Annotated in this window: 24 protein-coding genes and 1 riboswitch; of the genes, 9 read left to right on the top strand and 15 right to left on the bottom strand. The window is 65.5% G+C overall.

Annotation, left to right across the window (positions count from 1 at the left end; genetic code table 11):
• Positions 1-17 precede the first annotated feature (17 nt).
• From ACTU6V_RS01650 to ACTU6V_RS01630, 5 genes are read right to left on the bottom strand one after another with little or no spacing between them, the layout of a single operon-like run.
• Positions 18-1568, bottom strand: coding sequence for an ABC transporter substrate-binding protein (locus ACTU6V_RS01650; RefSeq protein ID WP_443474736.1), 1551 nt, complete (start codon positions 1566-1568; stop codon positions 18-20).
• Between the two features lie 28 nt (positions 1569-1596).
• On the bottom strand, positions 1597-2424 hold the full coding sequence (locus tag ACTU6V_RS01645; protein WP_443474735.1) for an ABC transporter ATP-binding protein: 828 nt from the start codon (positions 2422-2424) through the stop codon (positions 1597-1599).
• Positions 2417-3433, bottom strand: coding sequence for an ABC transporter ATP-binding protein (locus tag ACTU6V_RS01640; protein ID WP_443474734.1), 1017 nt, complete (start codon positions 3431-3433; stop codon positions 2417-2419). Before ACTU6V_RS01640 ends, ACTU6V_RS01645 begins: the two co-directional genes overlap by 8 nt.
• Complete coding sequence (locus ACTU6V_RS01635; RefSeq protein ID WP_443474733.1) at positions 3430-4317, bottom strand: ABC transporter permease; 888 nt, start codon at positions 4315-4317, stop codon at positions 3430-3432. The genes ACTU6V_RS01640 and ACTU6V_RS01635 overlap by 4 nt, the downstream gene beginning before the upstream one ends.
• Positions 4314-5240 (bottom strand): ABC transporter permease, encoded by a 927-nt coding sequence (locus ACTU6V_RS01630; RefSeq protein ID WP_443474732.1) that lies wholly within the window; start codon positions 5238-5240, stop codon positions 4314-4316. Before ACTU6V_RS01630 ends, ACTU6V_RS01635 begins: the two co-directional genes overlap by 4 nt.
• 298 nt (positions 5241-5538) lie before the next feature.
• Here ACTU6V_RS01630 and ACTU6V_RS01625 point away from each other — a divergent pair, with 298 nt between their 5' ends.
• The 4 genes from ACTU6V_RS01625 (at position 5539) to ACTU6V_RS01610 (ending at position 9065) form a co-directional block, all read left to right on the top strand.
• The gene (locus ACTU6V_RS01625) at positions 5539-6606 is read left to right on the top strand and encodes a LacI family DNA-binding transcriptional regulator (protein ID WP_443474731.1); all 1068 of its coding nucleotides are present in this window, start codon (positions 5539-5541) and stop codon (positions 6604-6606) included.
• A 31-nt stretch (positions 6607-6637) separates the two neighbouring features.
• Positions 6638-6766: riboswitch (FMN riboswitch) on the top strand.
• Positions 6767-6773: 7 nt separating this feature from the next.
• Complete coding sequence (gene pnuC / locus ACTU6V_RS01620) at positions 6774-7505, top strand: nicotinamide riboside transporter PnuC (RefSeq protein ID WP_443469796.1); 732 nt, start codon at positions 6774-6776, stop codon at positions 7503-7505.
• Positions 7505-8440, top strand: coding sequence for a J domain-containing protein (locus ACTU6V_RS01615; RefSeq protein ID WP_443474991.1), 936 nt, complete (start codon positions 7505-7507; stop codon positions 8438-8440). Before pnuC ends, ACTU6V_RS01615 begins: the two co-directional genes overlap by 1 nt.
• A gap of 214 nt (positions 8441-8654) precedes the next feature.
• The gene (locus ACTU6V_RS01610; RefSeq protein WP_443474730.1) at positions 8655-9065 is read left to right on the top strand and encodes a hypothetical protein; all 411 of its coding nucleotides are present in this window, start codon (positions 8655-8657) and stop codon (positions 9063-9065) included.
• A 141-nt stretch (positions 9066-9206) separates the two neighbouring features.
• On the opposite strand, the gene ACTU6V_RS01605 is transcribed toward ACTU6V_RS01610, so the two are convergent.
• On the bottom strand, positions 9207-9800 hold the full coding sequence (locus ACTU6V_RS01605) for a GNAT family N-acetyltransferase (RefSeq protein ID WP_443474729.1): 594 nt from the start codon (positions 9798-9800) through the stop codon (positions 9207-9209).
• A 100-nt stretch (positions 9801-9900) separates the two neighbouring features.
• Between ACTU6V_RS01605 and ACTU6V_RS01600 the strand changes: the two genes are divergently transcribed.
• Positions 9901-11043: a serine hydrolase domain-containing protein gene (locus ACTU6V_RS01600; RefSeq protein WP_443474728.1), complete on the top strand. Its 1143-nt coding sequence runs from the start codon at positions 9901-9903 to the stop codon at positions 11041-11043.
• A gap of 17 nt (positions 11044-11060) precedes the next feature.
• Positions 11061-12572, top strand: a complete 1512-nt coding sequence (locus tag ACTU6V_RS01595) for a glycoside hydrolase family 3 protein (RefSeq protein WP_443474727.1) — start codon at positions 11061-11063, stop codon at positions 12570-12572.
• Positions 12573-12575: 3 nt separating this feature from the next.
• On the opposite strand, the gene murQ is transcribed toward ACTU6V_RS01595, so the two are convergent.
• The 8 genes from murQ to ACTU6V_RS01555 form a co-directional block, all read right to left on the bottom strand.
• On the bottom strand, positions 12576-13481 hold the full coding sequence (gene murQ / locus ACTU6V_RS01590; RefSeq protein ID WP_443474726.1) for an N-acetylmuramic acid 6-phosphate etherase: 906 nt from the start codon (positions 13479-13481) through the stop codon (positions 12576-12578).
• On the bottom strand, positions 13478-14335 hold the full coding sequence (locus ACTU6V_RS01585; protein WP_443469789.1) for an ABC transporter ATP-binding protein: 858 nt from the start codon (positions 14333-14335) through the stop codon (positions 13478-13480). Before ACTU6V_RS01585 ends, murQ begins: the two co-directional genes overlap by 4 nt.
• Positions 14332-16188 (bottom strand): dipeptide/oligopeptide/nickel ABC transporter permease/ATP-binding protein, encoded by a 1857-nt coding sequence (locus ACTU6V_RS01580; protein WP_443469788.1) that lies wholly within the window; start codon positions 16186-16188, stop codon positions 14332-14334. Before ACTU6V_RS01580 ends, ACTU6V_RS01585 begins: the two co-directional genes overlap by 4 nt.
• Before the next feature lie 3 nt (positions 16189-16191).
• Positions 16192-17169 carry an ABC transporter permease gene (locus ACTU6V_RS01575; RefSeq protein ID WP_443469787.1) on the bottom strand — a complete coding sequence of 326 codons (978 nt, stop codon included), beginning with the start codon at positions 17167-17169 and terminating at the stop codon, positions 16192-16194.
• A 74-nt stretch (positions 17170-17243) separates the two neighbouring features.
• The gene (locus ACTU6V_RS01570; RefSeq protein ID WP_443474725.1) at positions 17244-18893 is read right to left on the bottom strand and encodes an ABC transporter substrate-binding protein; all 1650 of its coding nucleotides are present in this window, start codon (positions 18891-18893) and stop codon (positions 17244-17246) included.
• A 32-nt stretch (positions 18894-18925) separates the two neighbouring features.
• Positions 18926-19891: a GNAT family N-acetyltransferase gene (locus tag ACTU6V_RS01565; protein WP_443474724.1), complete on the bottom strand. Its 966-nt coding sequence runs from the start codon at positions 19889-19891 to the stop codon at positions 18926-18928.
• 48 nt (positions 19892-19939) lie between these two features.
• Positions 19940-20635: a PIG-L deacetylase family protein gene (locus ACTU6V_RS01560; RefSeq protein WP_443474723.1), complete on the bottom strand. Its 696-nt coding sequence runs from the start codon at positions 20633-20635 to the stop codon at positions 19940-19942.
• A 27-nt stretch (positions 20636-20662) separates the two neighbouring features.
• The gene (locus ACTU6V_RS01555) at positions 20663-21826 is read right to left on the bottom strand and encodes an exo-beta-N-acetylmuramidase NamZ family protein (RefSeq protein ID WP_443474990.1); all 1164 of its coding nucleotides are present in this window, start codon (positions 21824-21826) and stop codon (positions 20663-20665) included.
• A gap of 126 nt (positions 21827-21952) precedes the next feature.
• On the opposite strand from ACTU6V_RS01555, the gene ACTU6V_RS01550 reads away from it, so the two are divergent.
• The 3 genes from ACTU6V_RS01550 to ACTU6V_RS01540 are packed head-to-tail and all read left to right on the top strand — an operon-like array spanning position 21953 to position 23840.
• Positions 21953-22180 (top strand): RNA-binding S4 domain-containing protein, encoded by a 228-nt coding sequence (locus ACTU6V_RS01550; RefSeq protein WP_443469782.1) that lies wholly within the window; start codon positions 21953-21955, stop codon positions 22178-22180.
• Positions 22177-23124 carry a cell division protein ZapE gene (zapE, locus tag ACTU6V_RS01545; RefSeq protein WP_443474722.1) on the top strand — a complete coding sequence of 316 codons (948 nt, stop codon included), beginning with the start codon at positions 22177-22179 and terminating at the stop codon, positions 23122-23124. Before ACTU6V_RS01550 ends, zapE begins: the two co-directional genes overlap by 4 nt.
• A gap of 59 nt (positions 23125-23183) precedes the next feature.
• A complete protein-coding gene (locus ACTU6V_RS01540; protein ID WP_443469780.1) occupies positions 23184-23840 on the top strand; it encodes a histidine phosphatase family protein in 657 nt (218 codons plus the stop codon).
• Between the two features lie 7 nt (positions 23841-23847).
• On the opposite strand, the gene ACTU6V_RS01535 is transcribed toward ACTU6V_RS01540, so the two are convergent.
• Positions 23848-25233 carry an aldehyde dehydrogenase family protein gene (locus ACTU6V_RS01535; protein WP_443474721.1) on the bottom strand — a complete coding sequence of 462 codons (1386 nt, stop codon included), beginning with the start codon at positions 25231-25233 and terminating at the stop codon, positions 23848-23850.
• Positions 25234-25255: the final 22 nt, after the last annotated feature.

The following is a 25255-nucleotide window of genomic DNA, read 5'->3' as shown; positions in this document are numbered from 1 at the left end:
CCTCCCGCACCGTGACGTCACTCGGTCAGGTAGACCGAGCTGAAGTCGATCATCTCGGTGGCGGGGATGCTGAGGCCCTGCACGGTGTCGAGGGCTGCGACGTTCGCCTTCAGCTGGAAGAGCGGAATGGCAGGGACGTCCTCGGCCATGATGTCGACCACCTGCTGGTACAGCTTCAACCGCTCGGCGGGATCGGCGGATGCCTGCGCCTGCGCCATGATCTCGTCGAGCTCGGGGTTGCAGTAGCCGAGGCGCTTCGCCTCGCACTGGTACAGACGGTTGAGCGTGTAGTCCGCATCTCCCGTCGCCGTGGTGTTCGGCTGCACGTCGAGGTCCCAGTTCAGCGCCGAGAACTCCGACAGCCAGGTCGCGCCATCCAGCGCGCGGGGCTCAACCGTGATGCCGACCTCGTCCCATGCGGACACGAGCGCGGAGGTCAGGCTGTCGTAGCCGGAGTTGGCGGTGCTGAAGATGATGTCGACGGTGAATCCGTCGTCGACGCCCGCTTCCTTGAGCAGCTCCTTGGCATGCTCGGGGTCGTACTCCGGCATCCCGTTCGCCGGCACGCAGCCGAAGGCTGATGTCGGGCAGAACGAGTCCATCGCACTCGCCGTCTCGCCGTACAGGCTCGTGATGATCGTGTCGAGGTCGATCGCCTCCCACATGGCGCGGCGCACCCGCGGGTCGTCGAGAGGCTCGTGCTCGTTCTCGAACCACAGGAATGCGTAGGTCAGGCTGTCGACGTCGGTGAAGACCACGTTCGGCATATCCATCACGGTCTGGATCTGGTCATACGTCACATCGTTGATGACCTGCGCCGAGCCGTTCGAGAGCGCCGTGACCTTGGCATTGACGTCGGTCACGAGCTTGAAGGTCAGTGTTTTGAGCTTGGCCGGTTCGCCGGAGTAGTTCTCGTTACGGATCAGCGTGATGTGGTCGTTCGGGACGACCTCGTCGATCACGAACGCTCCCGAGCCGATCGGCTTGCTCCACCAGTCATCATCGTTCTGATGTGCTGCCTGACCGATGTACACCAGTGAGAGCACACCGACCAGGGTGCCAGTCGGTGCCGAGGTGGTGATCGTGAACGTCGTCGGGCTTTCGACCGTGGTCTCCGAGATGATCGAGAGGGCCGCAGCAAGCTGTGCATTCTGGGCGATGTACCGGTCCACGGACGCCTTGACATCATCCGCCGTGAGCGGCGTGCCATCGCTGAACGTCACGTCGTCCCGCAGCGTGAACGACAATGTTGTCGGCGAGGTCCACTCCCAGGACTCGGCGATCTGCGACTGCGGTTCTGAATTCTCGTCAAGTGTCACCAGCGCCTGCATGACGTTGGTCATCACCTGACGCGTTCCCATCTCCAACGGCGCCTTCGTGGGGTCGAGGCTGGGGACCGCGAAGTTGGGGATGAAGGTGAGGTTCTGCTGCTCGTCGGCGAGCGCAACGCGGTCAACACCGTCTGGTGTTGCCTCGCCGCTCCCGCCGCCGGCGCACGCTGTGAGTGCGAGGAGCGCGACCACAGCGCCTGCGGCAGCCGTGGTGAGTCTCCGAGTGAGGGACGTCATTGGTGAATCTCCTTTGATCTCTGATGGATCAGGCCAGCCAGGGCCTGACGTTGGGTACGGCAGCGAACAGCTTCTTTGTGTAGGGGTGCTGCGGGTTGTCTACGAGGTCGCGCGGCGTGCCGTCTTCGACCACGACCCCCTGATCGAGCACCAGCACGCGATCGCAGATGTGCTCAATGACGGACAGGTCGTGCGAGATGAACAGGTAGGCGAGGTTCAACTCGGACTGCAGCTCTGCGAGCAGGTTCAGCACCTGCGCCTGGACGGACACGTCCAGAGCCGAGACTGCCTCGTCGCAGATGATCAGCTTCGGACGGAGGGCCAGCGCCCGCGCAATGCCGATGCGCTGCCGCTGCCCTCCCGAGAACTGGTGAGGGAACCTGTCGAGGTAGTCGGGGTTGAGCCCTACACGGTCCAGGAGTTCCTGGGCCTCGCGCGTCCAGTCGCGACGTGACACGACTCCCGGGTGAGCGCGCCAAGCCTCGACGATGATGTCGCGGACGGTCAGCCGCGGGTTGAGCGATGCGAACGGATCCTGGAACACCATTTGCATATCGCGCCGCACCGCATGGAGCTCACGCCGACGCAGTCGGGTGATGTCTCTACCCTCGAATTCGATCGCACCGCTGTCGGGTGAGACGAGCCCGATGATGGTGCGGGCGACTGTCGACTTGCCCGACCCGGATTCGCCGACCAGTCCGACTGTCTTGCCCGGGTCGAGAGTGAAGTTCACGTCGCTCACCGCGACCTTCTCCCCCGCTTTGCGTAGCAGCACGGAAGAGCGCACCGGATAGGTGACTCTGAGGTGTTCGACCCTCAGCAACGGACTCGCCTGAGAACGTGTCTGATCAGACATTGGACAGCACCTCCTCGGTTCGGATGCATGCCGCGAGGTGGCCTTCTGCGCGCCCCTCGGCACGACGCGGCTCCGGAACCGCGGCACGGCACGCGTCCACCGCGAACGGGCAGCGTGGACTGAACGCGCACCCGGATGGCAGCGCGAGCAGATTCGGCGGTGAGCCCTCGATCGGCTTCAGGGGTGCACCCGGCGATTGCGCGCTCGGGATGGAGTCGAGAAGGCCTTGCGTGTACGGGTGCGCGGGATGGTCGTACATCTCTCGGATCGTTCCGGTCTCGACGATGCGTCCGGCGTACATCACAGCGCCCCGCTGTGCGACCTCGGCAACCACGCCGAGATCGTGGCTGATGAGGATCATCGCCATCCCGGTCTCCGCCTGGAGATCGGCGAGCAGCTGCATGATCTGCGCCTGCACCGTCACATCGAGAGCAGTGGTCGGCTCGTCGGCGATCAGGACCCTCGGTTTGAGGGCGATCGCCATCGCGATCATGATGCGCTGCCGCTGTCCGCCGGAGAACTGATGCGGGTAGTCGAACATGCGCTTCTCAGGATCTGGGATTCCCACCCGCTTGAGGAGCTCGAGGGCCTTCGCGAGCGCGGCCTTCTTGGGCATCTTCTGTCGCCTGCGAAACGGCTCGGCGACCTGATCCCCCACCCGGAACACCGGGTTGAGCGAGCTCAGCGGATCTTGGAAGATCATGGCGATCTCGGTGCCGCACAGCGCGCGCACCTTGGGCGTCGGGGCGGACGCGAGATCGAGTCCGCCGTATTGGATCGAGCCGCCGACGATCGAACCGATGGGCTTGGGCAGCAACGCCATGATCGCTTGCGCCGTGACCGATTTCCCCGACCCTGATTCGCCGAGGATGGCGAGCGTCTCACCGGCATGAACGTCGAAGCTCACACCGTCGAGTGCTCTGGCGACGCCCGCGGAGGTCGAAAATTCGACCTGCAGGTCGCGTACCGACAGCAGTGGCTCGGCGGTCTTCACAGAATCGTCCATCATGCGCTCCTGAGGCGGGGATCGAAGCGGTCGCGGATCGCGTCGCCGAGGATGCCAGTGGCCAGTACGAGTGCGACGAGCAGGATGCCGGGCAGCGTGGAGATCCACCAGGCGGTCGCCAGGTACTGGGTACCCGTCGAGATCGTGTTTCCGAGGCTGGGTGTGCCGAGCGGCACGCCCACTCCGAGGAAGGACAGTGCGGCTTCCGCCAGGATGACATGGCCGAGTTCGACGGTCGCGACCACCAGTATCGGCGGCAGACACCCCGGAAGCAGCGTGCGGAAGATGATGTGTCCGTCGCTCAGACCCAGTGTCCTGGCGGCTTCGACGTACTCACGGCTCTTGAGCGACATCATCTGACTGCGAGCCACTCGGGCGAAGACCACCCAGTTCGAGATCGACAGGACGATGATGACGTTCATCACGCCCTGGCCGAGCACGGAGGCGAGCAGAATCGCGAGCAGGATCGCGGGGAAGGCGAGCTGGATGTCCGCCACGCGCATAAGCACGGTGTCGAGCCATCCGCCGTAGTATCCGGCGAGCAAGCCGATCAGCACGCCGATCACTCCGGCGATCAGCAGCGTAGCGGCGCCAATGATGAGGGAGACTCGCGCACCCGCCATCATCTCGGCGAACAGATCCGCCCCGATCTGTCCGGTGCCGAAGATCGCGACTGAGCCGTCGGGCAGCGTCGTCCCCGGCGGCTTGAGTCGGGAGACGAGGTCGGACTTCAGCGGGTCGTAGTTGTAGAGCATCGGGATGATGATCGCCCCGAGCGTGATGAGAACGATCACGCCGATCGGAACCCAGATGCGCAGGGATGCTTTACGACGGCGCTTCGGACGCTGCATCGACTGCAGCATGATGGTGCGCGGTGCGGCGGTCACTTCGCGAGCCTCACTCTCGGGTCAAGGTAGGCATACAGCAGGTCGACCAGAAGGTTGATGATGACGAAGCCCACGGCGATCACGACGACACATGCCTGGACGACGTTGTAGTCGCGAACTTGAATGGAGGCGACGAGCAGCCTGCCGATCCCAGGAAAGGCGAAGACGGTCTCGGTGATCACCGCACCGCCCAGGAGCGTGCCGAATTCCAGTCCGAGCACCGTGACGATCGGAATCATCGCGTTCCGGATTGCATGTGGGAACGTCACCGTGCGCTCCGACAGCCCCTTCGCCCGTGCCGTGCTGATATACCCCTCGCCGTAGACCTCGAGCAGGCCGCTGCGAATGAGTCGTGTCAGGATCGCGATGAAGGGCAGCGCGAGGACCAGTGTCGGCAGGACCAGACTCAGTGGACTCGACAGATCCGAACTCGGGAACCATTTCAGCTTGCGCGAGAAAATGAGCAGCAGCACGACCGCCAGCCAGAATCCGGGGACCGCCTGCATGATCAGCGAGCCGCCGGTGACAAGGCGGTCTGCGACACCGTTCACCTTGAGCGCTGCCAGTAAGCCGAGCGGGATGCTGACCACGATCGCGACGAGACATGCGAGGGCTGCAAGCAGAGCTGTGTTCGGCAGCACCTGTGCGATCAGGTCGATCGCCGGCACGGCATGCGAATACGACTTCCCGAAATCACCGGTCGCGACTCCGGCCAGATAACCGAAGTACTGCTCGATCAGGGGGCGATCGAGACCCATCTGGTGCCGAAGCGACGCGAGCTGTTCTTCAGTCGCGGTGTCACCAGCGATGAGAAGTGCGGGATCTGCCGGAACGATACGCACCACGACGAAGACGACCGTGGCCACACCCCAGAGAACCAGCAGGGCGAGAAGCACGCGCCGGATGACGTATCCGAGCAACATCGACCTCCATTGTCCTGGCACCACATCGTGAGTCGATTGCGGTGATTGATTACCGTTCATGACTCTTTCGCATCAGCGATGGTTTTGTCAACTCTCGAAAAAAACCCTGATCAACAGTTATATCGGTTCAACAGTCGATTCGCCTGCCTCGGCTTTTCCGCACAGTTGCGCAGGGAAAACATGAACGCTAATGTTTACCGAGACGTCATCTTCGACGCGGAACCGACCGTTCAGCCGATGGCGCTCCTACACTGAGCGGATACAGAGACCGCTCAGCAGATCCAGGGGAAGACACCGTATGGCGAAGAAGGCGACCGGTTCGCGTCGACGGACGCTCCAGGACGTCGCCGATGGCGTGGGCCTGTCAGTCAATACCGTCTCGCGCGCGCTGAACGGGATGCCTGGAGTCAGTGATTCCACCCGCGCGACCATCGCCACAGAGGCCGAGCGCATCGGGTACGTGCCCAATGCCAGCGCCCGGTCGCTGGTCCTCGGCTCGCGCAAGACGATTGGCGTCGTCGTGACCGATCTGGCCAATCCGTACTTCAACGACCTGGTGACCGAGATCGAAGAGCAGGCCGTGAGTCGCGGCTACACCGTTCTGCTTCTTCTCTCCGAGGAAGACCCGGAGCGCGAGCGCATCGCCATCGACGCCGCGTTGCGCGCAGGAGTCGACGGCGTCATCGGCGTTCCCGTGCAAGGCAGATCCAACCCGTGGACCGCCATCACACGTGCCGGGATCCCGCTCGTGCTCACCGCGCGCGAACTGCCTGACCTGCACGTCGACTTCTTCTCGAACGACAACGAAGTCGGCGGGTACATGACGACAGAAGCCATCCTGGCCAGCGGGGCGAAGAATCCGCTGCTGCTCGAAGAAGATCTTCGGATCTCTACCGTGGATCACCGAATCGCGGGCTTCAAACGAGCGATCCACGAAGCCGGACTGCCGTTCGACGACAGCCGCGTCGTCCTCGTGCCATCACGCCGTCATACGCGCGGAGCGATGCATTGGCGCGTGGAGGACGGATACCGCATTGCGCGGGACATTCTGGAAGGCAGCAACCGGCCTGACGCATTCCTCGTGGGAAACGACTACTTCGCACTCGGCCTGTACACCGCGCTGCGTGAGCATGGACTGCGTGTTCCTGATGACGTTTTGGTCATGGGCTGGGGAGACTACGCATTCTCACGATTCCTCAATCCCCCGTTATCGACGCTCAAGCTCCCGGCAGCAGAAGTCGCACGCCGGGCCGCATCTCAACTCTTCCATCGCCTCGAGACAGTCGACGACACCCCTCCCGTGACCGAGTTAGTCACACCGGAACTGGCGCTGCGGGCCTCGACCACCCGCCCACCACAGGACTGAGCGCGCTCAGGTAATCTTCCACTCGAACACATACGTGCTCCGGGATCGGTGAAAGTCCGAACCGGCGGTGATAGTCCGCGACTCGCAACCCCTCCGGGCGGCGATTGAACCGGTGAGATTCCGGTACCGACAGTCACAGTCTGGATGGGAGAAGCACAGGGGGAACAATGGACGTTCTGCGATGGCTGGTCGATCTCTTCAACTCGCAGTGGATGCTGCCGGGCGGGCAGACGCTCCTCATCCGAGAAGTCGTCGGCAACATCTTCGGCCTCGCCAGCGCTCTGGGCGGCATGCGTCGAAAGATCTGGGCGTGGCCGGTCGGCATCGTCGGCAACCTGCTGCTGCTCACGGTCTTCCTCGGCACCATCCTCAGCCCCGACCACTCGCTACCGAGCCTGCTGGGTCAGGCCGGCCGCCAAGTGATGTTCATCGCCGTGGCGATCTACGGCTGGATCCGCTGGCGACAGGCAGCATCAGACACCGGCCAGGTCACCCCGCGCTGGGCGTCCGGCCGTGCGCGCATCGGACTCGTTCTCGCCCTCATCATCGGCACGGTCGCGCTCACTCCCCTGTTCCGCGTGCTCGGTTCGTACGAGCCGGTCTGGGCGGATGCCTGGACCTTCGTCGGGTCGCTCCTTGCCACCTACGGCATGGCCAAGGGGTGGACGGAGTTCTGGCTGATCTGGATCGCCGTCGACGTCGTCGGCGTTCCCCTGCTGTTCAGCGCCGGCTATTACGCCACCGGTTTCATGTACGTGTTCTACGGCGCCTTCACCGCGATCGGCTTCTTCGTCTGGTGGCGCGCGCAGGCGAATGCGAAACCCCAGATCGACACGATCATGCCTGATCCCCGCATCGGCGCCCCGGCAGAGAGCGGTGCAGGCGAGAATAGGGAGTGATGTTCGACAGCCCGCTCTCCTCCTCCGCCTACGAAGTGCTCGGCGTCGATCCGACCGCCACGGCCGAAGAGATCAAGCGCGCGTTCCGCCTGCGATTGCGCCAGACACATCCGGATGCCGGTGGAGATGCTGCTGCGTTCATCCAGGTGCAGCGGGCGTGGGAGCTGATCGGCACGCCGGAAGGGCGCGCTTCTTACGATCGCGGCCACGGGTTTGCGACAGCATCCGCCACCGGCACGACCGCACAGAACTGGAGCGGATGGCAGGCGCCGGCGCCCCGCACCGACACGCGGCCGAAGGCGCGTGCGTACGGGCATCCGGGCGGATGGCGCCGCGAGCGCTATCTCACACTGATCCGCGAGTGGGCCGGTCACGGCGTCGAGGTTCCCGACCCGTACGACCCCGCTCTCGTGCGCTCTGCGCCCCGCGAGGTGCGTCACCTGCTGGCGGATGCTCTCGCTGAAGAGGCCACGGCCAGCACCATCAGCGACCTCGGCATGGGCTTCACCGTCTGGCACGACGTCGCGACGAGCACCGATCCGGCCGACAAGCTCGACCACGTGATCCTCAGCCCCTCAGGGCTCTACGGGGTGATGTCAGAAGACTTCGCCGAGGTCGTACGCTTCCGTCGCGGCGAGATCATCGGTGGCAGCGTCGATGGGCGCGCCCCGATCGCCACCCTGCTCGCCCGCATGCGCGTGATCGCCCGTGCAGCCAAGGTACGCTTCGGCGGGGCGATCATCGTGCTGCCCGATGACGACCTCGACCAGGCTGTCGTCGCACTCGGCAAGGTGCGCGGCACCCCCGTCGTGGTGGTGCGTCGCAGCGCGCTGAGCATGGTGCTGCGCCAGGGCGTGCCGGGCGCGCGCGATATCGGCGGCAACGAGCTGTTCGACGTGCGCACTCGTCTGCAGCAGACGATCCGCTTCGTCTGACGCGCGCGCTCACCCCTCCGCCACGCCCACGTACCCCCACGCGCCCCCACGTCCAGGTCGCGATTAATGCCGCTTTGGCGCGCTGTAAGCGGCACAAATTGAGACCTGAGCGGCTAAATTTACCGCACTCGAGGCCGTTACGACGCTAATCTGTGGCCAACGGACACTGACGTCCGACCTACATGGCGGCATCCGCCGCAGAACGGAACTGAGTATGAGCCCCTCCACAAGCCGGCCGACAACGGTCACCGCAGCCTTCTGGATCCTGATCGTCGGGCTGATCCTCGACCTCATCACGACAATCGTCCTCATCACCACCGGTATCGCACTGGCCGGCGGCGCGGTCGAGGTCGAGGTCGATGGAGCCTCATTCGGCGGTGGAGTGATGATCGCCACCGGAGTGATTTTGATCGTGATCCTCCTGATCGAGCTGCTCGTGCTGCGCAAGATGCGGGCTGGCCGCAACTGGGCACGGATCGTCATCACCGTGCTCGAGGTGTTGGGCATCCTCAGCCTGCTCGGCGGGGTCTCCACCCTGGGAATCATCGCCGCCATCATCTCGGTCGTCGTCATCGTGCTGCTGTGGGTACGGCAGTCGAACGACTACTTCCGCGCCTCGGCGTAACCCCAGCCCGGGCACTCACCCCTCGCCCAGGGTCACCCACCCCTCGTCCAGGTCGCAATTTGTGCCGCTCTACCGCGCTGTAAGCGGCACAGATTGCGACCTGGGCGGGGGGTTTTTGCGTCAGACGACGAGGCGGGTCCGTTAGACGACGGCGTCGGTGCGGATGCCGAGCAGACTTCCCGCGCCGGCATCCGAGGGCAAAGGCCGGAAGCCGAGTTTCTTGTAGAACGCGACAGCATTGGTATTGCTCGGCGATACCCCGAGATGAACGCCAGGCACGCCGCGCTCGCGCAGCGCCGCGAGCAGCGTGCGCATGAGCATGCGACCCATCCCCTGGCCCTGCAGCTCCGGCAGCAGATCGATGTGCAGGTGGGCGGGATAGTCACCCAGCTCTTCGATGATCATGCGGTCGGGATCGAGGCCCATCTCGAGGATGTTCGACGGCTCCAGATCCTGATACTTCTGCGCGAATGCGGGCAACCACTCGCTGCGGTAGCGCTCCACGAAGGCGCCCGTATCGGCTGCGCAGACGATGTATCCCGAGACCCGCTCCCCAGTGTCGACGACGAAACAGGTCTCCGGTTCGAGATCGACATACGGCAGGGCGAAGATGTCGGCAAGCAGCTCGTCGCTGCCGTGCATTCCCGTCGCATCCTGGCCGCCGTCGCCGGTCTTCAGGCAGATCTCCGCGACGTCGGCGCGGTCGGTTTCACGGAATCGACGGATGTGCGACATTGCTCCATACTGACATGGACCCCGTTCTGACTCGGACCCAGTGCTGTCGCGAATCCAGTGCTCTGCCGATCACACTCCCCGCCGACCGGAAGGCCTGTTGATGACCGGCGCCGATGCCGCCCTCTCGTCTCGATTGGGCGCCGCGCTCGCGCAGGCCGTCGAGGCCTGCGTCACCCCAGGAGCGGTGTGTCAGGTCACCATCGCCGGCGAGACCGTCACGGCGACCGCGGGCGACCTCGCATCTCACGACGACGCCGGCGCGCCGATCCCGCTCGATCAGCGCACCCCGGTCTCCTCCGAAACGGTCTACGACCTCGCGTCCGTCTCGAAGGTCTTCACGTCGATCGCGTTGCTCAGCCTCGCCGACGAGGGCATCGTCGACATCGACGCGAGCGTGGGCGAGTGGCTGCCGAGCTTCCGCAATGGCGTCAGATCAGACGTCACCCTCGCACACCTGCTCAGTCACACGGCAGGTCTGCCCCCCGTGAATCCGTTCACGATCCAGCACGCGGTGCAGGGGTTCGGCACCGATGACCCCCGCTGGGTCACCCCGGATCGATCCGCGCTCCTCGACGGCATCCTCTCACTCCCCCTCGACCGCGCACCAGGCACGGACAAGGTGTATTCGTGCCTCGGCTACATCACGTCGATGGCCGCCGCCGAAGCGGCGACCGGGGCGTCGTGGTCGCAGATCGTGCGCGAACGCGTGCTTGCGCCGCTCGGTCTGGAGCGCACAACCCTCACCCCGGATGCCGCGCGCACCGCACCCACCGAGTTCCAGCCTGAACTCGGCCGCGGCATGATCCGCGGCGTCGTGCACGACGAGACCGCCTGCGCACTCGGCGGTGCCGCCGGCAATGCCGGACTGTTCGCCCCGGTGGCAGATCTCACCGCGCTCGGCTCCGCGCTGCTGGCCGGTCTGCCCGACGTACTCAGGCCAGAGTTCGCCGCCCTGCTCTGGGAGGACCAGCTCCCCCGGCTGATCGGACCGAACGCGGCAGCCGTCGAGCACAACCTCGGCTACGGTCAGAGCCTCGGACTGCGCATCGGACAGCGCACCTGGATGAGTGACGCCGGCACAGGGGCCAGGGGGCATACCGGCTTCGTCGGCACCTCGCTGCTCGTCGATCGCGAGCACGATCTCGTAGTGGCCCTGCTCACGAATCGCGTGCACCCGAATCGTTCGCTGGCCGATGCCACGGACCTGCGCCACGCGATCAGCACGATCGCGTACGGACACTGAACTGAGAAGGATCGCCGATGTCTGCCCGCCTCCCCGACCCCTATCTGAGCCGACTCGCCCACAGTGTGCTGTGGCCGGGATTCCACGGCACCGCTGCCCCGGACTGGCTCCTGCGCGCGCTCGATCGCGGGCTCGCCGGCACTGTCTACTTCGAGCACAACCTCGATCCCGCATTCCCCGACGCTGTCGTCGAGCTGTCTGAGCGCATCCACCAGGCGAACCCGCGCGCACTGATCGGCGTCGACGAAGAAGGCGGCATCGTCACGCGGCTGGAGGCGGCCACCGGGTCGTCAGCACCTGGCAACGCCGTGCTCGGACGCATCGATGACGTAGAGACCACCGAGCGCACCGCCGCCTGGATCGGAGCACTCGTGGCTGCTGCCGGGATCGACATCGACCTCGCGCCGACCGTCGACGTCAACTCGAACCCGCGCAACCCTGTGATCGGCGTGCGCTCATTCAGCGCAGACCCCGCGGTCGTCGCCCGCCACGCCGCCGCCTACGTGCGCGGCATCCAAAGCGCCGGCGTCGCTGCCTGCCCGAAGCACTTCCCCGGACACGGCGACACCGTCACGGATTCCCACCTGGCCGTCGCGACCTCCGACATCTCCGTGGACGAGCTGCGCAGCATCCATCTTCCGCCGTTCGCAGCAGCGATCGAGGCGGGTGCGAAGACCATGATGAGCGCGCACATCCGCGTACCTGCGCTGGGTGATGCGGTCGCGACCATCAACAGCACTACGCTCGCGATGGCGCGGGAGCTCGGTTTCGAGGGGGTGCTCATCACGGATGCCGTCGATATGGCGGCGATCAGTGGCACCCTCGGCAGCGGACCCGGCGCGGTCGCGGCCCTGGCCGCGGGAGCAGACCTCATCTGCATCGGGAATCCCGCCACGAATGAGCAGGTCAACGGGATGAACACCGACCAGCGAGAGTTCCTCGAGCCGTTGCACGCGGTCTACGACGCTCTCGAATCCGGTGCGCTCCCGGTCGCACGAGTCGAGGAGGCAGCCGCACGCATCGCCGAGCTCGCAGAGTGGCGGCGCCGACAGCCCGCCGCAGTCGCTCGTCCCGAGCCCTTCGACGGCGCGCCCCTCGCTGAACGGGCCGCCATCGTGATCGGTGACGTGCGTCTGCCAGGAGACGCCGCCGTGATGATCGACGCGCGCACCAAGCGGAACATCGCGGTCGGCGACGCCGCGGACTTCTTCACGCTCGCATTGCGCGAGCACATGCCGGCCGATCGCATCTCCCTTGGTGGTCTGAGCGAGGCGGATGCTGCCGAGCGAGCCCTTGCCGTGATCGCCGAGCGAGCGGATGATGCTGTACTCATCGTCAATCAGCCGCAGAGCAGCGCGTTCGAAGCATCGGTCCTCGACGCCGTGCTCGCGGTGCGCCCCGACACGATCGTGATCTACGCGGGGTGGCCCGCCGATGGCGCGCCCGCTGCCCGACGCGCCCTCCTCACCTACGGTGCGTCGCGCGCAACGGCGCAGCACGCAGCCCGCGTGCTGCGCGGTCGGAGTTGAGCGTCAGCCCCGCAGCACCCCGCTGAGGCGGCCGCCGGCATCCGCAAGAAGCGCCTCCGCAGCATCCCGGTCGACTCCGCGCACGATCATCACCGACGCCACCGGCACTCTGAGTCCTGACGCGACCAGTGTGGCAGCCGCCGTCACCGCGTCCGCACCGGTGACCGCCGTGACCAAGCGCTCCGCACGATCGCGCAGCTTCGCGTTGCTCACCGACAGGTCGACCATGAGATTGCCGTACGTCTTGCCGATCCGGATCATGGCTCCGGTGGAGACCATGTTCAGCACCTGCTTGGTCGCCGACCCCGCCTTCAATCGCGTCGATCCCGACAGCACCTCGGGCCCGACCGCGACCTCGATCGGCATATCGACCGCGGCACCGAGCAATGATCCTGTGTTGCACGAGAGCCCCACCGTGAGCGCACCGACAGCCCTGCCGGCGCGCACAGCGCCGAGCACGAACGGCGTGCGTCCGCTCGCGGCGATCCCGAAGACGACGTCGCGCTCGGTGACCTCGAGTTCAGCCACCGCGGCGGCACCGAGCTCGACAGAATCCTCCGCACCCTCGACGGCCTGGAACATGGCACTCTTGCCGCCGGCGATCACGCCCTGCACCTGCTGCGGATCGGAGTGGAACGTCGGCGGACACTCCGAAGCATCTACGACACCCAGTCGCCCCGACGTCCCGGCTCCGAAGTAGAGCAAGCGTCCTCCCGCGGCGAGTCGCTCGGCCACCGCGTCCACCACGGCCGCGATCGCGGGCAGCGCGGCCGAGATCGCGGCAGGCACCGACGCCTCGGCCTCGTTCATCGCCCGCATGGCGTCCAGCGTCGGCATCGTGTCCAGGTCGCGATAGCGCTCGTCGATCTGCTCGGTGGCCAGAAGCCCTGGTCGATCCAACACGCTCACCTGGCCAGTCTCTTGCGGGGGTTGGGGGCTGCAGCCAGCAGCCGGCGCGTGTACTCGTGCTCGGGCGAGTCGATCACCCGGCGGCTCGGGCCGCGCTCGACGACCTTGCCGTGATACATCACGAGTGTCTCCGCGGAGTACTCGCGCGCGGAACCCAGATCGTGGGTGATGTAGAGCACGGCGAGGTTCTCGGTCATGCGCAGGTTGTCGATGAGGTCGAGCATCTCCTTGCGGATGCTGACGTCGAGCATCGACACCGGCTCATCGGCGAGGAGCACCTTGGGATTCGCGGCGAGCGCCCTGGCGAACGAGATGCGCTGCCGTTCACCTCCGGAGAGCTCGTGCGGGAAGCGGTGCAGGTAGCGTTCTGGCGGTGACAGCTCGACCTTGCGCAGCAGTGCGAGACTGCGCTCCTCCGCCTCGGCATCCGACATGCGTCCGCCGTGGATGCGCAGCGCGCGACCGAGCGTGTAGCTGACGCGGTGCAGCGGGTTCAGCGACGCGAAGGGGTCCTGCAGCGTCATCTGCACGGTGTGCGTGTACTCGATGAACGCGCGGCCTCGGTTCGCCGAGATGGGAGTGCCATCTAGCAGGATCTGCCCGCTGGTCAGCGGCATGAGCTGGGCGAGCAGGCGTCCCACTGTGCTCTTGCCCGACCCGCTCTGACCGACCAGCGCCGTGACCTGTCCTGCGCGCAGCTCGAGCGAGACGTTGTCGACCGCCCGGAACATCTCGCGCCCGAACAGCCCCTTGCGCTTGTCGGTGCGGAACTCCTTCACCAGGTCGCGCGCCTCGAGGACGACGCGGCCCGACTGGGCATCGGATTCGGAAACCGGGACGGATGCGTCGGTCATACGAGTGCTCCCAAGTCGGCGAGTGAGGCGAGAAGGTTCTTCGTGTACGGATGCCGCGGGTCACCGTAGACCTCGAGTGCCGGACCATACTCCACGAGCTTCCCGCGCTGCATGATGGCGATGCTGTCGGAGACCTCGAGCAGCAGCGACAGGTCATGCGTGGTGAAGATGATCGCGAAGCCGAACTCGTCACGCAGCGCCATGATCTGCTCGAGCACCTCGCGCTGGATCAGCAGGTCGAGCGCTGTGGTCGGCTCGTCCATGATGATGACGTCGGGCTCGAGCACCAGTGCGATCGCGATGGCGACGCGCTGCTTCATGCCGCCGGACAGCTCGTGCGGGTAGGCGGTGATGCGGTCACCGTCGATGCCGACCTTCTCGAGCATGGTGCGCGCGAGCGCCCTGCGCTCGGCGGGCTTCATCTTCGGCCGGTGCACGCGCAGCACATCGTCGAACTGCTCGCCGATGCGGGTCACCGCGTTCAGAGCGTTCATGGCGCTCTGGAACACGATCGCGATCTCGTCCCAGCGGTAGCGACGCAGCTCTTCGGCCGGGATCGACAGCAGGTCGACGTCCACGGTCTTCTCTGCCTCGCCGCCGCGCGGCTTGATCTTGCGGTGGTACGTGATCGAACCACCCGTGACCTCGGCGGGGCTGCGCAGCAGCCGCGTGATCGCGTTGGTGAGCGTCGACTTGCCGCTGCCGGATTCACCCGCCAGCCCCAGCAGCTCGCCACGGTGCAGCGTGATCGAGACGTCATCGACCGCGTGCACGAGCTGCTCGGCCGTCGGGTAATCGACTTTGAGGTTCTGCACGTCGATGATCGGCTCGCCCGGCACCGTGATCGGGCGCAACTGCGGCGGGAAGTCCGGTTTCGGCTCGTCGACATGGTCGGGCGCCTCATCGGTAGCATCCGGCAGTGTCGCGACCGTCACCGTCTCGGAGCCGGCGGCTGCCGCAGCACCGACGGTGCTGAGCGATGCCGTGCGCGTGACGGGGGCGGCCTTCGCACGGCTCTTCCCGGTGCGTAGACGCGGATTGGAGTATTCGTCGATTCCGAAGTTGATGAGCGCGAGGCCCGCGCCGATGATCGCGATCGCGAGTCCGGGAGGCACGAACCACCACCATGCGCCGAACAGGAAGGCCTGCGAGCTCTGCGCGAAGTAGAGCATCGACCCCCAGCTCGTCGTCGTGAGCGACCCGAGACCGAGGAACGACAGGCCTGCTTCAGCGAGCACCGCACCGATCACAGAGAACAGGAAGCCCGATGCGATCAGCGGAAGGGCGTTGGGCATGATCTCCGCGAGAACGATGCGGGTTCGCGATTCGCCGGTGGCCCTGGCTGCCTCGATGAACTCGCGGCGGCGCAGCGACATGGTCTGTGCGCGCAGCACGCGCGCAGACCCGGCCCATGACGTGATCGCGATGACGATCGCCACCGAGATCATGCCGCGGGATGGCAGGTAGCCGGTCAGCACGATCAGAAGCGGCATGCCGGGGACGACGAGGAAGACTGCGGTGAGGATGTAGAGCAGGTCGTCGCTGATACCGCGGAAGTATCCGCCGACGACACCGACGATCACCGAGACGATCTGCGAGATGATGCCGGCGAAGATGCCGACGCCGAGCGAGATCCTGGCGCCGTACACGAACTGGGCGAAGACGTCCTGTCCGGTCTGCGTGGTGCCGAACCAGTGCTCGGCCGATGGCGGCTGCAGCAGATCCGCGCTGCTCGTCTGCGGCGAGTATGACGTGAGCATCGGCCCGAACACGGCGAGCAGCACGAAGAAGATGACGATGATGAGGCCCGCGAGGACCTTGCCGGACTTCGGCATGAACTGAGAGATCTTCATGGGTCAGCCTTCCTGCCGCGTACGCGGATCGAGGAACACGTAGACGATGTCGGCGATGAGGTTCGCCACGATCACCGCCAGGGAGATGATGAGGAAAAGTCCCTGCATCAGGGGGAAGTCCTGGTTGCTGACCGCCTCGAAGAGCGTGTATCCGACGCCGGGGTAGTTGAAGATCACCTCGGTGAGCATCGAACCGCCCACGACCGCGCCGAGCGAGAGGGCGAAGCCCGTGATCGAGGGAAGGATCGCGTTGCGGGCGGCGTAGTTGAGCATGACCATGCGCTTGGGGAGGCCCTTGGCCTCGGCCATCGTCACATAGTCTTCACCGAGCACGGTGACGGTCATGTTGCGCATTCCGAGCACCCAGCCGGCGAACGAGGCGAGCACGATCGTGACCGCAGGCAGGATGCCGTGGTAGATCACCGAGCCGACGAACTCCCAGTTCCAGCCCTGTGTGGCCATCGGGTCGTAGGCACCCGAAACGGGGAACCAGCCGAGGTTGACCGAGAAGATGAGCACGAGGATCAGTGCCATCCAGAAGTACGGTACGGCGTTGAGGAAGGTCAGCGCGGGAAGTGCGTGGTCGCTCCATTTTCCGCGGCGCCAGGCGAGGACGACGCCGAGGCCTGTTCCGAGGATGAAGCTGATGACCGTGGTGATGCCGACGAGACCGATCGTCCAGGGGATGGCGCCCCAGACGATGTCGGCAACGGGTACGGGGAAGAAGCCGATCGAGAGTCCCAGGTCGCCGCGGGAGAGATCGACGAGGTAGTTCCAGTACTGCACGTACAGCGGGTCATCGGTGATGCCGTAGCTCTTGGCGATCGCCCCCATGGCGGCAGGATCGATGCGGCCGTTGAGCTTCTCGACGAGCAGCGAGATGGGATCTCCCGGCATCAGCCGGGGAATCAGGAAGTTCATCGTGAGCGCGGCCCAGGCGATGAAGATGTACAGCATCACCTTGCGCAGGAGGTACTTCACGCGAGACGACCTCTCGGTCAGGGATCACGGTCGGAGCGGGGGCGCACTGCGGCGCCCCCGCTCCCACCAGCGGATCAGTTGGCGGGTGTGAGGTTGGTGACGACCAGGAGGTTGTCGGGGAACTGGAACGGTGCACCCAGTGCGTAGGGGTCCTCCTCGTTCGGGAAGCCCTCCCAGCGCACGGTGTTGTACTGGAACCAGTTCGGCGACTGCAGCATCGGGATGACCGGGAGCTTGTCGATCATGATCGTCTGGAGTCCGTCGAGGGCCTTCTGCTGCGCAGCCGGATCGATGGTCGAGGCGAAGTCACTGAGCAGCGCGTCGGCTTCGGCGTCGTAGTACCGGTTGTAGTTCGACAGCGCCTTCTCGCCGGGCGCGACCTCGTACTCCGAGCTCATCATCGACCGGAACAGCGTGTAGGGCGTCAGGCCCATCGCCGCCGAGGCGATCGTCATCTGGTAGGTTCCGGCGCCTCGCGCCTCAAGCCATGCTTCGAACGAGACGCCCTGCGGCTCGATCACGATGCCGACCTCGGCGAGCTGCTCCTGCAGGAGCCCGGAGATGGTGACCCAGTCGACGTAGCTCGAGGGGATCTGCAGCGCATACGACATCTTCTCGCCGGCAGGAGTGACACGAACGCCGTCGGCGCCCATGGTGTATCCAGCCTCGTCGAGGATGGCGTTGGCATCATCCGCGTCGGTCGCGAACTCGGCGTCAGCGTACTCGTCGCTCAGCACCGACTCGTATGCGGGCAGAGGCAGGCCCGTCGGGTTGGCCGGCGGCGTGTAGCTCTGCATCGCGACCTCGGAGAGCTGGTCGCGGTCGATCGCGAGGCTCAGCGCCTGGCGCAGAGCGATGTCGTCGAACGGTGCGGTCTGCGTGTTGACGAGCAGGTTCACCAGGCCGTCACCCGGGTACCAGTAGGCGCGGTGCTCCGGGTCCTTCTCGATGTAGATCTTGTCGATGTTGGCGACGAAGCCGCCGGACCAGTCGAACTCGCCGGCCTGAAGCGAGCTGTTGAACGTCTGGTCGGTGGATGCGGGGTACCGCACCTCTTCGACCTCGATGTTTTCGGCGTTCCAGTAGCTCTCGTTCGAGGTGAGCGTGTAGAGCTGCTGGCCGAACTTGCCCATCACGAAGGGGCCGGTGGCCACGGGGTCGTCGTTGGTGAATTCGACGGGGTCGACATCCTTGAAGATGTGCTCGGGGACGACGATCGTGTTGGCCAGCGCCTCCTTGAACGCGAACATCGACGCGTTGAACGTGATGACGACGGTCGTCTCGTCGGTCGCCTCAGCGCCGGCGATGTCGAACGCACCGGCGTTCGCGGCGGGGTTGTCGCGCATGAGGTTGAACGTGAAGGCGACGTCGTCGGCAGTGAATGCCTCGCCGTCGGACCAGGTGACGTCGCCCTGAAGGACGAAAGTAGCCTGAGTGCCGTCTTCGTTGAACTCGAGCGACTCGGCCAACCACGGCTGCAGCTCACCAGTCTTCATGGGTGTGGCGATCATCAGGGGCTCGTACAGCATGCCCTTCGTGCCCTGCAGCGCCGTGGGCGAGAACGGGTTGAAGTTCGACTGGTAGGTGGTGGCGGTGTTCGCGTGGATCGTGAGCGGCTGGACACCGCCTTCTTCGGCGTTGTCACCTCCGCTGGAGCATGCGGACAGCGCCAGGGCGCCGACAGTGAGGACTGCGGCGAGGCGGAACAGCTTGGGAACCTTCATGACTGCCTTTCAGTGCGTGGTACTGCGTGTGATTACAGAGGGACGTCTTGATCGAGGTCGGCGCGGAGCACGTCGAACCGGCGGGTGATATGGAATCCGGAGCGGAGATACAGGTGACCGGCGGGTGATTCCTCACCGGTCCAGAGGAACCAGGCGCTCTGCGCGCCCTCGGCGCGCATGCGGGTGAGGGTGTCGTGCAAGAGCACCTTTCCGAGACCTGTTCCGCGGCATGATTCGTCGACGCCGTAGGGGCCGAAGCGCTCGCGCAGACCCCGGTAGGCGCCGTAGGTGGCGAATCCGACCATCTGGCCGTCGGGATGCCGTGCCACCAGTACCCGGTCGATGCGGCCGTGCTGCAGCACGGAGTCGCGCACGGCCTCGCCCCAGTCGGGTGCGAGGCGCTGGGCTGCGAAGGTCAGGGTCTCCGGCAGGTCGTCGCGGGTCGCCGGTCCGAAGCGGTAGCCCTCGGCGAGACGGGTGGCACGCAGTTCGCGAACGTCATCGGGCATGGCGTAGTCGGCGAGATCGATGCTCATCGCGGCGGCCGTGTACTGGCGACCGAATCCGTTGCGCTCGAACAGTCGCGCAGCATCCGGGTAGGCCTCGGCATCCAATCCGGGCACGAAGTACGCGAGCGGGTACGCGGCGTAGTTGACCCACTTCGCGCCCTTGGCAGAGAGGAATGCCTTGGCGCGGTTCAACAGTTCGGTGCCGATGCCGTGGCGGCGGGCATCCGGGTGCACGCAACCGATCGTGATCCAGCCGCCGTCCGGATCCGGGCCGATCCCACGTCCGGCACGCACGGCGTAAACGAAGCCGAGTACTTCATCGTCATCGCCGGTCGCGACGATCAGGCCGTCCGGATCGAAGTTGGGGTCAAGAAGGATCGTGTGGGTGAACCAGTCGGCGCTGATCGCGTCGCGCGGCATCGCGAGGGCGGTGAGGTCGGCGATGCGGTCGGCGTCGCCGAGACGATGGCTGCGGTATATGACGTGCAAGAGGAGTCCTTCCGTACTTCGTTCAGCGGATCTGGCAGTGCCGGCGGCTCAGCCGAGCCGAGCCATGCCCCAGGTGCGACCGGTCGACAGCCCGACCGCGTAAGGCACGCCTGCGAGGCATCCGCGGCTGATCATCTGGGCGGAGTAGAAGTCGATGTAGCGGAAGCCGTAGGTCTCGCCGCGCGCGAAGGCCTGACCGCTGATCGCTGCGGTCCACCTCTCGTGGGCCTCTTCAGAGATCTCGACGAACGTGTCAGCGTCGTACCCCATCGAGTCTTCCCAGTTATCGGTGAACAGCAGGCGACCGATTCCGTGACGTGCGGTCTCGTCCTTCCAGCCCGGGAGCCCGGCGAGGAACCGCGCACGCTCAGCGAGCACAGAAGCGTTCTCGTGATCGGTGTGCATGCTGTTCTTCCAGTGCGCGAGCAGCATCGAGGGCTTGATCTCGCGGATCAGGTCGGCGAGGCGCTCGGCGGTGGCATCATCCGCGGTGAGGAAGCCGTCGGAGATGTCGTCGAACACGATGACCTCGGCGCCGATGCCCTCGGCGAACGCGCGTGCCTCGGCGATCTTCTGCTCGCGGTACTCTGCCATCGGCATGCGGGGGTGACCGCGCTCGCCCGGCGTGAGGGCGACGAGGACCGAGCGTCCGCCGTCGATGACGTTCTGAGCGAGGATGGGGCCGGCGGCGAGATCCATATCGCCGATGTGGCCGCCAACGGCCATGATCGTCTGGGGGGTCAAGAATTCGTCCTTCGGATTGCGGGTCGGTCAGTAGAGAATTGCGGACGCCGGGACGTCGGGCATCGCGGGGCTCTGGGCGAGGATCGACTGCTGGTCCGCCCCGGAGTCGATACCTTCGCGCAGCGCCGAGGAACCCCACAGCAGGTCGATGAACTGCGGACGTCCCGGCTCTGCCTGACGCCACAGCGACTCGCTCGGGTACAGCTCGGCGATGGTCTGCAGCACCGAGATGCCGGTCGTGATCGGGTCGAAAGCACCAGCGTCCTTCAGGTGCAGCTGGGATCCGTGCACGACGTCTCCGTGCCATTTGCTGAAGGTGGGCCGGAAGACGGCCTCGCGGAACGTCACTCCCGGCAGCTGCCGTTCGTTCAGCGCGCTGGTGAGGCGCCCATCGGTCCACTTGGCGCCGAACAGTTCGAACGGGCGGGTGGTACCGCGGCCCTCGGAGAGTGTCGTTCCCTCGAGCAGTCCGATCGCCGGGAACACCGTGGCAGTGGTGAGGGTCGGCATGTTCGGCGAGGGCATGACCCACGAAGCATCCGCAGGCTGCCGTTCACGGCTCCAGCCGTCCAGCTCGACGACCTCGAATTCGGCGGCGCGGCCGGTGGCCTCCGGAACGTGCACGGCGTTGAACCAGCGGCCGAGCTCGCCGAGGGTGAGCCCGTGCTGGACGGGGATCGAGACACGCCCGACGAAGCTCGAGAAGGCGGCATCCAGGCCGGGGCCGGTGCGCACGCGCCCGCCGAGCGGATTGGGACGGTCGAGCACGACGATCCGGATGCCGAGGCGCGCAGCCGAGCAGAGCAGGTCGAACAGCGTCCAGGTGTACGTGTAGAACCGCGCACCGATGTCTTGGAAGTCGACGAGGATCTGCTGCACGCCCGAGTCGCGCAGCAGCGCGTCGAGGCGCTCGCCGTCGCAGAGGTAGGTGTCGATGACGGGGATGCCGGTCGTCTCGTCGACGCCGTCGCCGTCGCTCTCGCCCGCCTGCACTGCGCCCCAGTACCCGTGCTCAGGAGTGAAGATCGCGCTGAGGGCGACACCGGCTTCGGTAAGGGCATCCACACCTCGACGGAGATCGGAGGTGACGCCGGTGTAGTTGGTGCAGATTCCGGTCGGCACGGGCGCGATCAGCTCCGGACGCGCGACCAACCGCGCCAACCCGGTATCGACGTGCTTCGACTTGACCATCTCGACCACGAGACTCCCCCCACTCACCAGCGACTGAATGTAAGCAGGTTACGCAGATGATCGAGTTTGTGTCAATCTTTTACAAACCCCGCGCGATTCGCGTCCTGGGTCGACTAGCATTCAGACATGTCGAACTCTGATCCGATCGAGGACGTCTCCATCGGGGGCGAGGTCATCCGGCTCGGACAGTTCTTGAAGTTCGCGGGTCTCCTCGACTCCGGCGGCGATGCCAAAGAGATGATCATCGACGGCTACGTGCAGGTCAACGATGAGGTCGACCGGCGACGTGGCCGCCAGCTGCGCGACGGCGACACCGTGACGGTCGAGGGGCGAACCGTTCGCGTCCGTCCGTGACAGGTTTCATCCTTGACGACGACCAGCGCACGCTGATCGAGGCGCTTTCACGTGTGACGGCGCGCTCATCGAGCGCGCGCGGCCTCTACATCCACGGCCCAGCGGGCCGAGGCAAGTCATGGGTCACGAATACGTTCTTCGAGGCGCTTCCGACGAAACGCAAGACCCGCGTGCACTTTCATGGATTCTTGGATTCGCTGCACCGCAGCATCCATGACCGCCGCCTTCGGCGAGAAGGAGACGTGCAGGATGCCGTCGCGCACGCGCTCGACGACATCACCGGCCGCAGCAGGGTGCTGTTCTTCGACGAGTTCCACGTGCACGATTCCGGTGATGCACGGCTGCTGACGAGACTGCTCGAACATGTGTTCCGGCAAGATCTCACCGTGATCATGACGTCGAACTATGCACCGGACGATCTGCTGCCGGACCCCATCTGGCATCACCTGTTCGAGCCTGGAATCGCGCTGATCAAGGCGAATACAGAGACCTTCGAGCTCGACGGACCGATCGACTACCGCACGCTCGCGCACGATCACTCCCGCGGCTTCGCCAGTGGATCCTGGACGACGTCGGCCGTGCGTCCCCAGGCGCACGAGGCCACCTCCATCCAGGTGCGCGACCGCGAATTTCCGGTGCTCGCCGCGCGTGCGGACGAGCTGTGGATCTCGTTTGCGCAGCTCTGTGAGACGCCGACGTCGACGATCGAATACCTGGATTGGGGGCGGTCGTTCGCCAGCTGGGCCATCGCAGACGTCCCGGCGTTCGCCGATGCTGACGCCCAGGCTCAGCAGCGATTCATCAACGTCGTCGACGTGCTGGTCGATGCGGACGTTCCGACGACATTCGTCTCGCCACTCGATCTCGACGCGTTCCTATCCGGCACCACCGCGCGTCCGGATGCCTACCGCATGGCGAGCAGGCTGCAGCTGCTCAGGCGCTGACCGGCTCCACGCCGCGCGGCCGCTCCCACCGGCACCTCCCGAGTCGGTACGGTTGCCGTGTGGATGCCACCGATCAGCTGCCCGATCGCCCCGCCCCAGAGAACCCGCAGGGCAAACTCGTTCTGCTCCGTCACGGCGAGACCGAGTGGTCGCGCAGTGGGCGCCATACCGGGCTCACCGACGTTCCGCTCACCGCACACGGTGAAGACCTCGCCCGCGCCGCCGGAGAGCTGGTGTGCGAGTACGACTTCCGCCTCGTTCTGAGCTCACCCCTGCAGCGCGCCCGCCGCACAGCCGAGCTCGCGACACTCGACGCAGAGATCGATCCGCTGCTCGTCGAATGGGACTACGGCGGGTACGAGGGGCGCACCACGAAAGACATCCGTGCGGAGCTCGGTTACAACTGGTCAGCGTTCATGCACGGCGTCATCCGCGGTGAGACTCCTGGCGAGACCGTCGAAGAGGTCGCGGCCCGTGCTTCGCGCGTGCTCACCCGCGTACTCCCCGCGATGGCCGAAGGCGACGTCGCCCTCGTAGCGCATGGTCACTATCTGCGGATCCTCGCCGCGGTCTTCTTGCGGCAGGCTCCCCGGTTCGGAGCATCCATCACTTTCGGTGCGGGATCCGTTTCAGTACTCGGCTACGACCGCGAGCAGCCTGCGATCCTCGCATGGAACCACGGACCGGAGCTGCCACTGGAGCCGCCGGAGTCGTGACTGTGCTCTACGGCGCCAAGCGCCCGATCATATCGTGAAGTCCCTTGTGCTCTCCATACGGCGGGTACTTGATATCGGGATCGACGAAGGGCGCGTGGTACAGGACGCCGCGTGCGTTCGTGAACGCCTCGAACCCGAACCTTCCGTGGTATTTGCCCATCCCCGAGTTGCCTACGCCGCCGAACGGAAGCTCGGGGATCAATGGCTGGAGTGCACAGTCGTTCACGACGGCATCCCCCGACTCGGTTGAGTCGAGGATGCGCTCGATCACCTGCTCATCTCTGCTGAAGACGTACAGCCCCAACGGTTCGGGATGCCTGTTCACCCAGTCGATCACCTCGTCGACAGAGGCGACTTCGATCACAGGAAGGATCGGGCCGAAGATCTCCTCCTTCATCACCGGATCGTCCTCGCTCACGCCGACGAGCACCGTGGGCGCTACGTATCGGTCTGCACGGTCGGTCTGCCCGCCTACGACGATCGTGCCGTTCGTCAGATATCCGGCGAGCCGATCGAAGGTCCGCTCGTTGATCACGCGACCGAAGTCCGGGCTGGCCTGCGGATCCTCTCCGTAGAACTCGCGAATCGCGTCCTTGAGGTGATCGAGGAACTCGTCCTTCGCCTCCGGCCAGATGAGCACATGATCGGGCGCCGTGCAGATGTGACCGGCATTGATGTATCGCATGTAGGCGATCCTGCGTGCCGCTGTACGAAGATCAGCCGAGGAATGCACGACCGTCGGGTTCTTGCCACCGAGCTCGAGCACGACCGGGGTGAGTTGCTTGGCAGCCGCCTGGTGGATGATCTTGCCCACGCCAGGACTCCCCGTGAAGAAGATCAGGTCCCAGTTCTGCTCGAGCAAGGCTGTCGTCTCGGGAACAGCACCTTCGACCACCGCGAATGCCTGGGGATCCAGGTACCGGGGAATCATGTCCGCGACGACCTTCGAGCATGCCACTGCGACTTCGGAAGGTTTGATGACCGCGGTGTTCCCTCCGGCGATCGCGGCTACCAGCGGTGCCAGAGTGAGCATGAACGGCTCGTTCCACGCACCGATGATCAGGGTGACCCCGAGCGGGTCACGGCGCACCTCCGTGTGGCCGGGCTCCATGATCACGGGGGTGGGCACCCTTTCTGGTTTCATCCAGTCATCGATGTGACGCAGCGCATGCAGGGCCTCTTTCGCGCTGTACGCCACGTCCATGAGGTCGGCGTCGTAGCGATTCCGACGCAGGTCATGCCAGAGCGCGTCGTACATGGCTTCACTGTTCTCGGTGACCATCGTCGCGAGTGCATGCAATTGCGCTTTGCGCCACTGCACCGACCGAGTCGCCCCCGTCAAGTAGTAGGAGCGCTGCGCTGCAACGAGACCGGTGTAATCAAGATCGCCCATGCCCATGACAGTACCGGTCCGG

The organism is Microbacterium zouquanmingi, from assembly GCF_052266675.1.
Classification (GTDB): Bacteria; Actinomycetota; Actinomycetes; order Actinomycetales; family Microbacteriaceae; genus Microbacterium.
This window is presented reverse-complemented; position numbering and strand designations above follow the sequence as displayed.